11 protein-coding genes, 2 rRNA genes and 1 pseudogene are annotated in these 14,079 nt (G+C 40.8%); 9 read left to right on the top strand and 5 right to left on the bottom strand.

What is annotated here, in order from left to right; translation table 11 throughout:
* The first annotated feature begins 65 nt into the window (after nucleotides 1-65).
* The 8 genes and pseudogenes from aroQ to HMPREF0666_RS13780 all read left to right on the top strand — a co-directional run bounded on the left by aroQ (nucleotide 66) and on the right by HMPREF0666_RS13780 (nucleotide 7,099).
* Nucleotides 66-485, top strand: coding sequence for a type II 3-dehydroquinate dehydratase (gene aroQ, locus HMPREF0666_RS13825; RefSeq protein ID WP_009012983.1), 420 nt, complete (start codon nucleotides 66-68; stop codon nucleotides 483-485).
* Between the two features lie 32 nt (nucleotides 486-517).
* Entirely contained in the window at nucleotides 518-1,183 is a 666-nt protein-coding gene (locus HMPREF0666_RS13820; protein WP_009012982.1) for an O-methyltransferase, read from the top strand.
* Between the two features lie 392 nt (nucleotides 1,184-1,575).
* Nucleotides 1,576-1,911, top strand: a complete 336-nt coding sequence (rbfA, locus tag HMPREF0666_RS13810; protein WP_004361056.1) for a 30S ribosome-binding factor RbfA — start codon at nucleotides 1,576-1,578, stop codon at nucleotides 1,909-1,911.
* Nucleotides 1,912-2,140: 229 nt separating this feature from the next.
* Nucleotides 2,141-3,373, top strand: coding sequence for an FtsX-like permease family protein (locus HMPREF0666_RS13805; protein WP_009012981.1), 1,233 nt, complete (start codon nucleotides 2,141-2,143; stop codon nucleotides 3,371-3,373).
* 86 nt (nucleotides 3,374-3,459) lie between these two features.
* Nucleotides 3,460-4,455 (top strand): virulence protein RhuM/Fic/DOC family protein, encoded by a 996-nt coding sequence (rhuM, locus tag HMPREF0666_RS13800; protein ID WP_009012980.1) that lies wholly within the window; start codon nucleotides 3,460-3,462, stop codon nucleotides 4,453-4,455.
* Nucleotides 4,456-4,551: 96 nt separating this feature from the next.
* A pseudogene (locus HMPREF0666_RS13795) lies at nucleotides 4,552-4,773 on the top strand (DUF3791 domain-containing protein); the annotation flags it as partial.
* A gap of 460 nt (nucleotides 4,774-5,233) precedes the next feature.
* Nucleotides 5,234-6,061, top strand: coding sequence for a DUF4595 domain-containing protein (locus HMPREF0666_RS13785; protein ID WP_009012978.1), 828 nt, complete (start codon nucleotides 5,234-5,236; stop codon nucleotides 6,059-6,061).
* 441 nt (nucleotides 6,062-6,502) lie between these two features.
* Nucleotides 6,503-7,099 carry an HU family DNA-binding protein gene (locus HMPREF0666_RS13780; protein WP_042856436.1) on the top strand — a complete coding sequence of 199 codons (597 nt, stop codon included), beginning with the start codon at nucleotides 6,503-6,505 and terminating at the stop codon, nucleotides 7,097-7,099.
* A gap of 172 nt (nucleotides 7,100-7,271) precedes the next feature.
* Here the strand turns inward: HMPREF0666_RS13780 and glgP are convergent, their stop codons facing one another.
* Nucleotides 7,272-9,827 (bottom strand): alpha-glucan family phosphorylase, encoded by a 2,556-nt coding sequence (gene glgP, locus HMPREF0666_RS13775; RefSeq protein ID WP_009012975.1) that lies wholly within the window; start codon nucleotides 9,825-9,827, stop codon nucleotides 7,272-7,274.
* 50 nt (nucleotides 9,828-9,877) lie between these two features.
* Entirely contained in the window at nucleotides 9,878-11,524 is a 1,647-nt protein-coding gene (locus tag HMPREF0666_RS13770; protein WP_009012974.1) for a glycogen/starch synthase, read from the bottom strand.
* A 147-nt stretch (nucleotides 11,525-11,671) separates the two neighbouring features.
* On the opposite strand from HMPREF0666_RS13770, the gene HMPREF0666_RS13765 reads away from it, so the two are divergent.
* A complete protein-coding gene (locus tag HMPREF0666_RS13765) occupies nucleotides 11,672-12,160 on the top strand; it encodes a hypothetical protein (RefSeq protein ID WP_009012973.1) in 489 nt (162 codons plus the stop codon).
* A 109-nt stretch (nucleotides 12,161-12,269) separates the two neighbouring features.
* On the opposite strand, the gene HMPREF0666_RS13760 is transcribed toward HMPREF0666_RS13765, so the two are convergent.
* The 3 genes from HMPREF0666_RS13760 to HMPREF0666_RS13750 all read right to left on the bottom strand — a co-directional run.
* The gene (locus tag HMPREF0666_RS13760) at nucleotides 12,270-12,941 is read right to left on the bottom strand and encodes a DUF4112 domain-containing protein (protein ID WP_009012972.1); all 672 of its coding nucleotides are present in this window, start codon (nucleotides 12,939-12,941) and stop codon (nucleotides 12,270-12,272) included.
* A gap of 515 nt (nucleotides 12,942-13,456) precedes the next feature.
* Nucleotides 13,457-13,569, bottom strand: a 5S ribosomal RNA gene (gene rrf, locus HMPREF0666_RS13755).
* A 196-nt stretch (nucleotides 13,570-13,765) separates the two neighbouring features.
* Nucleotides 13,766-14,079: ribosomal RNA gene (locus tag HMPREF0666_RS13750) — 23S ribosomal RNA — on the bottom strand; the annotation flags it as partial.

Raw genomic sequence — 14,079 nt, 5'->3', positions numbered from 1 at the left:
TTTTTGCATATCGCAATTTAGCTGCAAAGATACATTAAAAAACGATATTTGAGAAGGAAGAGAATATGAAAGTAATCATTATTAATGGCCCTAACCTTAATCTGTTAGGTGTGCGTGAGCCAGGAATATACGGTAGTGTGTCGATGGATACATTCCTTTCACAATTGCGTGAGAGCTACCCTAATGATGTCATCGACTATTACCAAAGTAATGTTGAGGGTGAACTCATCAACAAACTACAGGAGACTGGGTTCTCATACGATGGTATCATCCTCAATGCGGGAGCCTATACGCATACAAGTATTGCTCTTTTGGATTGCATCCGCTCGTTACAAGCACCTGTGATAGAGGTACATATCAGTAATGTTAACGACCGTGAGGAATTCCGCCGACACTCGATGATTGCGCCAGCCTGCAAGGGTACGATCCAAGGCTTTGGTCTTAACAGCTACAGATTGGCTATAGAAGCATTGTCACTCTTATAATCTTTCAACACTTATCATCACCATCACCACCCATGCCAACAACCAACACCTATACTTCTCTCACCGATGAGGCGGGCTGCGATGCCTATCTTGCCTCGCATATCGACCCAGAAGGCGATTATCTTTACCGTCTTTATCGTGCCACAAATATCCATACTATACATGGACGAATGGCAAGTGGACATCTGCAAGGGCGTCTCTTGAAGATGCTTGTACAGATGATACGTCCTAAGAATATCCTTGAAGTGGGTACTTTCAGTGGCTATTCGGCTATCTGTATGGCTGAAGGATTAGAGGAAGGGGGCAAACTCTATACCTTTGAAATCAATGACGAGATGGAGGATTTCACCCGTCCTTGGATTGAAGGGTCGCCTGTTGCCGACAAGATTGACTTTCGTATTGGTGATGCAGCAGAAGAGGCTCCAAAGTTGGGGATTATGTTTGATATGGCTTTCGTCGATGGTGACAAGCGTAATTATACGGAGGTATATGAGAAGCTGCTACCTATTATCCGTTCTGGTGGCTATATCCTCGCTGACAACACACTATGGGATTGGCACGTCATTGACCCTGCCTACGACCATGACCATCAAACGGTTGGTATCCGACAATTCAATGACTTCGTTGCTAAAGACGACCGTATAGAGAAGGTTATACTGCCCCTTCGTGATGGGTTAACGCTGATTAGGAAGAAATAAAAGCTACACATAGCTGGCCCCTCCCCCTGCCCCTCCCCCATAGGGAGGGGAGTTATTACCGCAAAGGGATAACTTTAACGATTGTATAACCCATTCGTCGCATTCGTTCTTATAACCGACTGCAATGTGGCTGGCCCTCAACACCACTGGTGCTAACCATCCGCACCACATGTGCGGACCCTCAACACCAAACATCCAAAGCCCAACTTCCATCCCCAAACATCCGCATTTCATCACCAACCAACATCCAACAGCTATCACCCACCATAACATTTCATCAACAACCAACACCCTGTATCCAACACCAAACAGCCAACACCCAACACTAAAAGTTTGTGTATTCTTCAAACTTTCAGTACCTTTGCAGGATAAAACAATAAATAGATAAGACAATGCAAGAGACAAGACAAAACCGCATATCACGCCTCCTTCAAAAGGAGTTAGCAAGTATCTTCCAGACACAGACACGTATGATGCATGGTGTTTTGGTTAGTGTAACACGTGTAAAGGTGAGCCCAGACCTCAGTATCTGCACCGCTTACCTTAGTATCTTCCCATCTGAAAAGGGAGACGAGATACTGAAAAACATCAATGCCAATGAGAAGACTATCCGTTACGACTTAGGCCAGCGTGTGCATAATCAGCTGCGTATCATCCCTGAACTACGCTTCTTCATTGACGACTCCCTCGACTACTTGGAGCGTATTGATGAGTTACTAAAGAAGTAGAAGGTGGGTGATGGGTGTTGAATGTTGGGTGTTGATGAATTGTTGATAAGTATTAAGAGGTAGGTGTTGACGATTAGTAAATAGGTAGCAAAGCCTATTCAGAAATCCACCACCCTCAGTTATCAATTCATCAACACCCAACATTCAACACCTAACACCCATCACCAAACATCCATCACACCCAACACTCTACACATCATCACCCAACATTCAACACCTAACACCCATCATGAACTTCCCTTTTTACATTGCTCGACGTTACCTCTTCTCAAAGAAGAGCACACATGCCATTAATATCATCAGCCTCATCTCAGTACTCGGTGTGTCGGTGGCAACAATGGCATTGGTCGTTGTATTAAGTGGATTCAATGGATTCTCCGACCTTGTTGCATCATTCTTCACCAACTTCGACCCACAACTGAAGATTGAAGCTGCTAAAGGTAAGGCCATGAATGCTAATGATCCCTTGCTCCTTAAAGTGAAACATCTTCCTACCGTAGAGGTTGCAACGGAGTGTGTTGAGGATCAGGCCTTAGCTATCTATCACGACAAACAAGCCATGGTGAACGTGAAGGGAGTAGAAGATAACTTCGACTCGCTGACTCATATCAGTAATATTCTTTATGGTGATGGTGATTTCAGACTCCATACTGCCAACTTGCAATACGGTGTGCTTGGTATTAGACTGGCTCAAGACCTCGGTACAGGAGTAGCTTGGCAGGACTACTTACACATCTATGCGCCACAACGTGAAGGACAGTATGATGCCTCTAACCCTACAGATGCCTTTGTAAAGGACTCTTTAATATCCCCAGGAGCACTCTTTCAAGTGAAACAGATGAAGTATGATAAGGGATATATCATCACCTCCCTCGATTTCGCACGTCGTATCTTCAACCGACAAGGAGAGATTACTTCACTTGAGTTACGCATGAAACCTGGTGTAGACATTGACAAGGTAAAGGACGAAATACAGACCCTTCTCGGCGATAAATACAAGGTATTAGACCGCTACGAACAACAGGCTGACACGTTTAACATCATGCGCATTGAGAAACTCTTTGCATACGTCTTCCTTACTTTCATACTTATGGTGGCCTGCTTTAATATCATTGGTTCGCTCTCTATGCTCATCATCGACAAGAAGAATGACGTTATCACCCTGCGTAACCTCGGTGCAACAGATAGTCAGATACGCCGTATCTTCCTCTTTGAAGGTAGGATGATTTCCGCTGCTGGTGCTGTCATCGGTATTGCGCTCGGCTTATTACTTTGCTGGTTACAACAGACATACGGTCTTGTACAGCTTGGTGATCAAGCAGGAAATTTCGTTGTCAATGCCTATCCTATTAGCGTTCACCCCGAAGACATCGTTACTATCTTCTTTACTGTTATCCTTGTTGGCTGGCTCTCCGTATGGTATCCTGTACGCTATATGAGTCGTAAACTGACGAAAGAATGACAATAGCAGCATACATAACCAACACTTATACCGTAAAACACGAGTAGTGATTATCACACTTACGCATAACTAAACATCTAAACGATATGACTGAGAACCTAAATGACAAGATTATTATCTACCAAAGTGAAGATGGTAAGACTCAACTTGATGTAAAGTTGGAAGGAGAGACCGTGTGGCTTACACAGGCACAGATGGTTGAACTCTTTCAATCCAGTAAAGCAACGATTAGCGAGCATATAAAACACATCATAGAAGATGATGAACTCGATGCTAACTCAACTGTTCGGAAATTCCGAACAGTTCAACAAGAGGGCAAACGGCAAGTTTCTCGTATAGTCGCTTATTACAATCTTGATATGATAATATCCGTGGGATATCGTGTAAATACAAAACGTGGTATCCGTTTCCGCCAATGGGCTAACTCTGTTCTTAAGCAATATCTTGTCAAAGGCTATGCTATCAATGAGAACATACGAAAACAACAGATTGCTGAACTGCGCCAACTCATACAGGTCTTAGGCAGAGCCATTCAGCAACAACCCGCAAAGACAACGGACGAAAGTAATGCGCTCTTTGATGTTGTGGTGGACTATACCTACGCACTCGACACACTTGATAACTATGATTACCAGCGACTCCATATCGCTAAGACCACCAAAGAAGAACCTTTCCATGCCACATACGAGAATGCTATGCACGAGATAGATATGCTTCGACAGAAGTTTGGTGGTTCTGTACTCTTTGGTAATGAGAAAGATGAGTCCTTCAAAAGTTCTATCGGACAAATCTATCAAACCTTTGATGGCACGGAACTATATCCGAGTGTGGAGGAGAAAGCGGCTATGCTTCTCTATCTTGTCACCAAAAACCATTCATTCAGCGATGGTAACAAGCGCATTGCAGCCACTCTCTTCCTATGGTTCATGAATAACAACAATATTCTCTATCGTCCAGATGGATCCAAACGCATTGCTGACAATACGCTCGTTGCCCTCACGCTGATGATTGCAGAGAGCAAGACGGAAGAGAAAGACATAATGGTAAAAGTGGTGGTAAACCTTATCAATCAAGCAAACTGATAGTCTTATTGTCACCAAGAAAGAACTTTTATCACAATAGAAGACTATATATCGGAGGATAATTCTTATCTTTGTCGCAGAGATAATAAACATCGTATGTCTAGAGAAGAAACATATCAGATTCATTATATAGTTGCTTTGATTGCTGAATTTGCAAAGCAGTTCCATCTTAATCAGCGTCAGGCATATAATTACCTTAAACGTTTTAAGGGAATAGACTACCTAATGTCCTTTTATGATATCCTACATACGCAATCCTTTGAAGATGCTATTCATGATATCTCTATCATCTGTGAGAGGGATGGTGGTACACTAAAATATCAAATCCAAACTAAAGAGACCATAGAACTGACCAACGAACAGATAGATACAATGAAAGAGGAAATATGTGCAGAACTTATAGCCTTATTGATGAAAGACAAACATTATACTATGTCCGAAGCTATTGATATGCTCTATAACTCTGACACTTACAACCGTATTCAAGACCAGTCTACAGGATTATATTATCAAAGTCCCGGCTATACATACGCTTTTCTACAGCAGGAATTAATGACTGGAGACTATCGAAGGTAAATGTTATAAAATACATAGAGAACAAAGCAAAGCTATAATATAGAGTTTATTATATGCTTTTTCACCCTAAACTAATAAAATCATAGTATAGAAACGGGGCATTGAAGAAAGTTTTTTATATATTTGCAACAGAGAACAAAAGCACAAGCCAATGAGTTGACAAGAATGTGCCAATTACTAATTATAACACAAAAACGAGACAATGAAAAAGACTATTACAATCGCACTTCTTACTGCAGCAGTAATAGGTGCAACATTTGTTTTATCATCATGCAGTAACAAAAACGATGATGACTGGATTATTGACGGCTTGCCAGATCCTGTAACAATTGATCTTTCAAAGGTATTCACTAATGGAACGCCTAAAGAGGTGGACAATATGACTATCCAAACAAATGAAAAAGGATTAGTTACAAGTATTGAGACTAAGGATGAAATGGTATCTTTTAAATACAATAATACAAAAACACGTGCTATTGTAGTCCCAAATGTCTTCATGAAAGTAGAACGTAATGGAGATACAACGATCTACAGAATGTATCTGAACAACAACGGTTTTGTTAGAAGTTGCATGATAGAGCAAAAGGAAAATACAAAGGAAGATACATGGTATTTCGCCTATAACGATAATGATCAGCTGACCAATATAATCCATTCAGCAGATGACTACAAAAAATTTACTTTGACTTATAAAGATAGCAACATCTCTGAAATAGAGACAAAAACTATCGTCTCACAAACAACAACAAGAAAAAAAGACACTTGTAAAGTTGCTTATACCTCAGATACAACCCCAGCTCCTATAGTGAACAAGGGTAACATTATGCTCTTCAATACAACGTTTGGTATTGACATTGGCGCAATGAAATACGCCTACTATGCAGGATTGCTTGGAAAAGCAACTAAGAACTTGCCTCTACAGCTTATTGATAAGAGCGGCAACAAAAACAACTTTACATGGACTGTCAATAGTAATGGTTTCCCAACTGCAATGACAAGTGGTAGCCATCAATACAAGTTCGTGTGGTAAAAAAGTATTTTATATCATTACATATATTTATCATCCCCCTTCTATAAAGTACACTCGGAAAGTAAATCAATAGGGGGTTACTTTCAAACCATAGCTCTCAGACCATACCCTCATTGGTCTGAGAGTTTTTCTTTTACCCTTTTACCTACCCATCTCAAATCTACACCCACGCAAAAAAGCACAAATACAGACATTACTACATAGCTTATACTTGGCAAGCGACCATTGAAACAGTATCTTTGCAGCATGAATCACGAATTATTTTCATGAAAAGAAATATTTTTCTTCATGAAAAGAAATATTTATTTTCACGTAAATAATTTCTTTCTTTCGTGAAAAGAATTCTGCCTAAGCTAAAAGTATGTGATTATAGAGACTCGTTTCACACACTAACGGCTCACGAAAAAGATGATTATTAACCCTTATTACAAACGTAAAGCTATGACTGTAAATTACAAACTATTAAGAACAAGCGGTAAACTCGCACAACGTAAAGCACTAAGAATCGTACCTATCAAGAAAGATGTCACGGGAATAGAGAGAATCTGTCAGCATATCCAACAAGCAACAACGCTTACAACAGCCGACATTCTTGGGACTATCTCGGCATTAAAAACAGAATTAGCAGAGGAGCTAAAAAGTGGGAATACAGTCCATCTACCGGGCATTGGATTCTTCTCACTTGCCCTTAAAGGCGACATCTACGAAGACCCTAAGACGCATCGTCACCACCTCCGTAATGTTGCTGTGCGCAAAATTAGATTCCGCCCCGATAAGGATTTTCACGAAGCGTTAGGAAAGATGATTTTTGAAAACAAAACCTACAAAGACGGTACATCCACACTTCCTATAAAATCAGCCGTTAACGCTGCACTAAAAGAGTTGTTTGAAGAGAGTCCGATAATCACCGTTAACGACCTCCGTCGCCGTCTGAATCTTTCTACAACCTACGCCTATCAACTTACAGCACAGTTAGAACGTGAAAAGAAAATCATTAACATCGGTTCACGTTATCGCAAAATGTATAAAAAAGGGTAAGCAGAAGACTGTAACCAAATGGTAAACGCATAAACAAAAATGGCTCATTATCATTATAAAATAGATTAAGTCCAGCGATAATTCAATAGCATATAAACACAAAAAAGCCATTCCCAACCCTTTACAGAGTTCAGGAATGGCTTTTATTTATTGATTAGTCCTCAGACTATTTTTATCCAATCCACTTCACGTAAGCGAAGTCCTGACGATGTGGCAGGAGATCATTCTTAGGATACATACGGACAGCACACTTATAAGCACCTGCTTCTGTTGCATCGAAAGTAGCCTCGAAAGTATAGTGATTACCCTCAGTCTTCACCATCTTGAATGGGATTACCTTGTGGATGTTAACGTCATCAACTGGTGCATTCTTTAAGAATACCAACTCAAGACCTACAGCATTGTTCAAGCCCTGCTCGTCGATAACGTAAGTAACCTTAATCTTATGACCTGTAGCAATATCCTGCAGTGCATCCTCGTCCTTAGAAACAACATAGATGCTGTCCCAACGCTCTGCTACAGACTCCTTCCAAAGAGCAATCTCTTTAGCAAGTTTATTGTCATTAGCCTCGAGCTTATGAGAACGTTTAGCCTGACTCTCATAGAACTTGTCATAATAGTCGTCAAGCTGACGCTTCATTGTATAGTGAGGAGCGATAGTTGCAATAGAGTTCTTTACAACCTTAACCCAATCCTCTGAGTAGCCATCTTGATTCTTATTGAAGTAGAGAGGAGCAATCTCATTCTCGAGAAGACCATAGATAGTAGCTGCATCAAGTTGGTCCTGATAGCCCTGATTCTGATAGGTACGCTTCTCTGGCAATGCCCAGCCAGCTCCCTCGCGGTAGCCTTCAACCCACCAGCCATCAAGTACTGAGAGGTTAACAACACCGTTCATTTCTGCCTTCTCACCAGATGTACCACTTGCCTCGAGTGGACGAGTTGGTGTGTTCATCCAGATATCAACTCCAGAAACGAGACGACGAGCCAACTGCATATCGTAATCCTCAAGGAAGATAATCTTACCGAGGAACTGTGGCATACGTGAAATCTCAAAGATACGCTTGATAAGTCCCTGACCCGCGCCATCAGCAGGATGTGCCTTACCTGAGAAGAAGAACAGAACTGGACGCTCTGGGTTGTTTACAATCTTCTCCAAACGCTCAAGGTCAGTAAAGAGCAAGTGTGCACGCTTATAGGTTGCAAAGCGACGACAGAATCCAATCATCAATGCGTTAGGATTAATACGCTCAAGGATAGAAACAACCTTAGCTGGGTCACCCTGGTTGCGGAGCCACTGCTTGGTGAACTTATCACGGATATACTTGATAAGTTTCTGCTTCAATGCCATACGTGTCTCCCAGATCTCTGCATCTGGAACATTATAGATTGCGTGCCAGATAGACTCATTGCTCTGGTCACCCATGAAACTCTCATCAAAGTACTTGTCGTAAACCTTACGCCACTCTGTTGCTGTCCATGTTGGGAGGTGTACACCATTAGTAACATAACCTACAGCATTCTCCTCTGGGAAGTATCCCTTCCACAATGGAGCAAACATTTTCTGGCTTACCCAACCGTGAAGTTTTGACACACCATTGATTTCCTGACAGGTGTTACAAGCGAAGGTACTCATACAGAAACGCTCGCTGTGATCATCAGGATTGGTACGACCCATACCGATGAACTCATCCCACGAGATACCAAGTTTAGCAGGATAATCACCCATATACTTACCGAAGAGTTCCTCATCGAAGTAGTCGTGACCTGCTGGTACAGGAGTATGAACGGTATAAAGTGATGAGGCACGTACAAGCTCCATAGCTTGATTAAATGTCAAGCCACTCTCAATGTAGTCGCAAAGACGCTGGAGGTTGCAAAGTGCCGCATGACCTTCATTGCAGTGATAGATATCCTTCTTGATACCCAATTTCTTCAAAGTAAGAATACCACCGATACCGAGCAGAATCTCTTGCTTCAAACGGTTCTCCCAGTCACCACCATAAAGAGAGTGAGTGATAGGACGGTCGAACTCAGAGTTCATATCGTTGTCTGTATCGAGCAAGTAAAGCTTAATACGTCCAACGTTTACACGCCATACAAGTGCGTGTACCATATAGTTGCGGTAAGGTACATCAACAACAACCTGATTGCCATTCTCATCAAGCTCACGCTCAATAGGAAGAGAGTTAAAATTCTGTGCATCGTACTTAGCAATCTGCTGGCCGTCCATAGAAAGACTCTGTGTGAAGTAACCAAAGCGATAGAGGAAACCTACAGCACAGAAGTCTACGTTAGAGTCAGAAGCCTCCTTAATGTAGTCGCCTGCCAAGATACCAAGACCACCAGAATAAATCTTTAGAGCCTGATTCAAACCAAACTCCATACAGAAGTAAGCAACAGAAGCACGCTTCTTGTTAGGCTTAACGTCCATATAAGTACGGAACTTCTTATAGACATCACTCACCTGCTTCATCAGCTTTTTGTCCTTTACGATAGCTTCCTTACGGTCATAGCTAAGACGCTCAAGGAGCTGGACTGGATTATGTCCAACCTCTTCATAGAGTTCCTCATCAAGAGCTTTGAACATGTTGCGTGCTTCGTAATTCCATGCCCACCACATATTGTGAGCAAGCTCATCAAGACATGCCAGTTCCTTTGGCAGAGTTGACTTTACAGTTACCTCTTTCCACTGAGGTTCGTTGGAATAATCTGATTTAATTTTCATAACTTATTATAGTTTTGACTGTTATTCGTTATTTTGTTACTAAGCAGTTATCACTTGTTTCTTGCAGCTGCTTTCTTTAATGCTATGTCGTAAGCCTGCTCATAATAGATGATAAACTCACTCCAAAGAGCCATACGAGAGAGCTTCTCGGCATTTGAACGACACTTGTTCACCTCCGTCTTCGTAAAGCAAGAGTAACGGGCTATGGTATCTTTAATACCATCAGCTACCTCTGAATAATTATAATCTGTACGATGTAATACTTTCACACCATCTTCTATTTCGCTATATTTTCCCTTCTCTGTATTTGCCCACAAACCGAAACCAGCAAGGTCGGTTGTAATACAAGGTACCTTAAAGGCTATTGCCTCTAATGGTGTATAGCCCCATGGCTCATAGTATGAAGGATAGACACAGAGGTCGTTACCCAATACGAGGTCATAATAGCTCATATTCATAATGCCATCATCTCCTGTCAGATAGCAAGGCAAGAGGATGACCTTCACCTTATCTCCCTTTGCATTGTTTATACCGAGAGAACTGAGCATATTCAGTACATTGTCATGGTCCATATTGTGGAGCCAGTGCGTGAGTACAGGTTTATCCAATGGTGTGTCAAACTGTTTACCGCTGTTGAGACGCTCCACAAGGTCCTGACGTGGACCCGCTACCCAGCCTGGAACCTCAATGAAGGCTACAACCAGCTTCTTCAAGTTCTCATCATAACGCAAGCGGTTCATTGATTCTATGAATACATCAATACCTTTATTGCGGAACTCATATCGTCCGCTGGTTGATACGATTAACGCATCATCTTGTATATCGTCACCTGTCAACGCATTGGCAACATCAAGCAAACGCTTACGAGCTGCCTTGCGCTTCTTTGTAAAGGTTGTACCCTTTGGTACAAAGTCGTTTTCAAAACCATTTGGAAGAACTAAATCTACTGGCTTATCAAGCAACTCTTTGCACTCTGTTGCAGTAATATCACTCACTGTCGTGAAGCAGTCAACATAATGTGCTGTCTGCTTCTCGATAGAATGCTTGCTCTCCATATTCAACTCCGAAGCCATCTGGTCACCATTATATGCCCAGAGATATTCGTATAATGGCTTGTTATTGCCCGCAATACTGCGACCAATACCCGTTGCATGAGTAGTAAAGATAGATGCTATCTGTGGCAAACGATGCTGTAATACAAGTGCGGCAAATCCTGTCTGCCATTCGTTTGCATGGAAGACAACCTTGTCTTTCTCACTAAGATAGAATCTATAGAAACTTTCTACAACAAGGGCTGTAGCGTAAGCAAACATTGCTGACTCATCATAATCACCGTAAGCATGGAGACTATCTACATGATAATACTCCCACAATTCGGCATAAATCTCATCCTTATGAGCAAAATAAGATTGGAAATCTACGAGCATAGCAATTGGCTCACCAGGAACATCCCAGCGACCTACCTTAACCGCTAAACCCTCAGAGGCTGCTTGCTGCTGCCATGCAGCAAATAGTTTCTTATCCTCCTTAAAATAAGGGGACGGTGTCTCTTGCCAGCAATCAGGACCAAGAAAGATAACATGATCCTTTATCTTGTCTTGTAATGTCTTTGCACGAGTAGAAAGTACTGTATAAATTCCTCCGACCTTATTACATACTTCCCAGCTGGTCTCAAAAATATAATCTGGAAACAACATCTTATCCTTTAACACATTTGATATATATCGCCCACAAAGGTAATACAAAATAAGGAAAGCAACAATTTAATCGATATATTTTTATTTATTACGTACTATTAATTGATTTATTTGTTCTAACTTTGCAAATAACTAATAGTCATAGATATGAAAGAAAAAATTATACTGATTATAATAGCGTTGTTAGCATCATCTGCGAACATCACCGCACAAAACAATGTATCTAATGAAGGTAAGAAGACAACATCCACTACAGAACGTAATAAGACTGTTCTGAATAAGGATTCTATCTTTCGAGCACATCTTGTAAACGATGAATACCAAGTGTGGATGGATATTGATTTCTACCATAATAACATTACTGTACCACGGCAAGAGATTTTCGGAGAGGTGCCCGGATACTTCGGTGCTAAACGTGACACTCGTAAATGGATTGTGTCTGATGCGTCTATTAAAGGTAAGAAAGCTATACTGACCATTATCAACGATTATGGCAGCGAAGACCTTAAGGCTGAACTGAAATATAATTCAGATGGAACGTATACACTTACGCGACTTGAGGGTAGTACAATGAAGATTGTCGTAAATAATAAGTGGGTGAAGATACCAAAGGATTTAACCTTCTACTGTAAATAATAACGAAACTCTAATATTATATAAGGAGACCCTACTAATGACAAATGGATGCCAATTAGTAGGGTCTACTTTTTATAATCTAAGCGTAAATACTATACTTCTAAAATGCTTAGAAAAGTCCTATCAACCATTTTAATACTGAGATAATCACTGTCCACGTCAATTCAGTAACTCCAATCAATAACTTAAAGACGAAATAAATGACAATACTGAGAAGAATAATAAGGATAGCTGTTAGCAATGCTTTCGACCTCACCTGACGTATTGTTCTCTTATCTCCTTCCACATAGCGTGTAATTAAATCTAAGTTCTTTACGTGAGCCTTACTGAAAAAATCTATTGCATCACCGATAAAGAAAGGGATACTTCCCAATAAAATGTCTACTAAATAATTATAGATGACAGCTAATGTAAGCGGAATAGACTTGACCTTAAATAAGGTGACATATATAAACGGCAATCCAAAGATAGATGAGACAAGGTCACCTACGGATGGTACAAAACCAAGAAGTGCATCTAAAAAATATTTATCTGCTAAAATAGTTATTGTACTAATAAACTTATAAGCCTTCGACGATTTTAATTCACTAATTTCTTTCTCCCTTCTTTGTCGACGAAGTTCTTCTTTACGATTAAAAACATTACTACCCTTATCAAAAGAATCTCCAACATCTTTAAGGGAGTCCGAGTCATCCAAAACAAACTCTGCGTCTTGCCCAACTAAAGTATCACGAACATCAAAATTAGACTGATCCTCTATTACATTCTTTCCTTTCATCATATTGCAATAAATTAGAAACAAATTATAATAACCTAAACACTATAACGCTTAAATGCATAAAATATTATCATCATCTCTTTCATCAATTAAACACCTTATTACCTCTCAAGAATAATACTAGTTTTGTAATGTAATAAATGCCCAGTAAATAACCAATTTTAGTCTTACTTTTAGTTGCTTTCACTTTTATCACTTCGTGAAATCACCTGGAACCTAACAAATTAACAAGCTAATATGAATGACAGTAGTGACAACAAATGATAAATCGAGAGTCTAAAGAAAAATAACATAAGAAACATTAATAGCATAAGACTTTGGTTTTCAATTAGAATATTAGCCTAATTTGACTTATAAGACCTATAAGACCCATTGGTTACATTAGCCCCTTAGACTTATAAGCCATATAAGGCCCATAAGCCTAATAAACATCCACTCACAACACAACATCAACACCCATCAATAATCAACCAACAACAAAAAAAGCCTTGAAGATTTCTCTTCAAGGCTCTTGTAAAAGAAGGCGGCCACCTACTCTCCCGCATTGCATTGCAGTACCATCGGCGCAAACGGGCTTAACTTCTCTGTTCGGAATGGGAAGAGGTGGGACCCCGCCGCAATAACCACCTAATATAACTTCTAACTAACATATCTCTTCAACTATTGTCATTATCTCTTATTGATAACGAAATGTTAACTGTCAGCCGTATAAGGTGACGTATTTCCACAAGCAAAACATATAGAACTCATATCTTCCTTTCAAGAAGATTACACAGCTCAAAGTCTGAGTCAGCGGTCCCCGCACTCCAAACTTTGGAGGCGGGAGACCCGAAGAAAGTTTCGGGCAATTAGTAGTGCTCGGCTTTGACGTCACCGTCTTTACACCTACACCCTATCAACGTCATCGTCTATGACGACCCTTATGAGGAGTTCTCATCTTGCGGCTGGCTTCGCACTTAGATGCTTTCAGCGCTTATCCAATCCAGACTCAGATACCCAGCGGTGCACCTGGCGGCACAACTGGTAAACCGGAGGTCTGTCCAACACGGTCCTCTCGTACTAGTGTCAGCACCACGCAAAACTCCAACGCCCACGATACGATAGAGACCGAACTGTCTCACGACGTTCTGAACCCAGCTCG

The sequence above is a fragment of the Prevotella sp. C561 genome (genome assembly GCF_000224595.1).
Lineage (GTDB): Bacteria > Bacteroidota > Bacteroidia > Bacteroidales > Bacteroidaceae > Prevotella > Prevotella jejuni.
The sequence above is the reverse complement of the archived record's forward strand: the minus strand, read 5'-3'. Positions and strand labels throughout refer to the sequence as shown.